Below are 328 nucleotides of genomic sequence, written 5' to 3'. Positions count from 1 at the left end.
CGAGTACGTGATCTGCTTCGACCTGCCCGGGGTGGACCCTGAGGCGATCGACGTCGACGTCGAGCGGAACATGCTGACCGTCAAGGCCGAACGCCGCCCGCGGCACCAGGGCGAGGATGTGAAGTGGGAGCTGTCGGAGCGCCCGCTCGGCGTGTTCTCCCGCCAGGTCATGCTGTCCGACATCCTCGACCCCGCCGGGATCAGCGCCGACTACGACGCCGGCGTGCTGACGCTGAAGATCCCGGTCGCGGAGAAGGCCAAGCCCCGCAAGATCGCCATCGGCCACAGCGGCGACCGCAGGCAGATCCGGGCCTGACCCCCGGACCGT

At 69.5% G+C, this 328-nt stretch carries 1 protein-coding gene; it reads left to right on the top strand.

Annotated elements, in window-relative coordinates:
• Nucleotides 1-316: Hsp20/alpha crystallin family protein (locus IF01_RS0140930; RefSeq protein WP_030398696.1), on the top strand; the 316-nt coding region annotated here is incomplete at its 5' end.
• Nucleotides 317-328 lie beyond the last annotated feature (12 nt).

It is taken from the genome of Kitasatospora purpeofusca (genome assembly GCF_000718025.1).
Taxonomy (GTDB): Bacteria; Actinomycetota; Actinomycetes; order Streptomycetales; family Streptomycetaceae; genus Kitasatospora; species Kitasatospora purpeofusca.
Note: the sequence above shows the minus strand (reverse complement) of the source record. Positions and strands in the feature narration are given on the sequence as shown.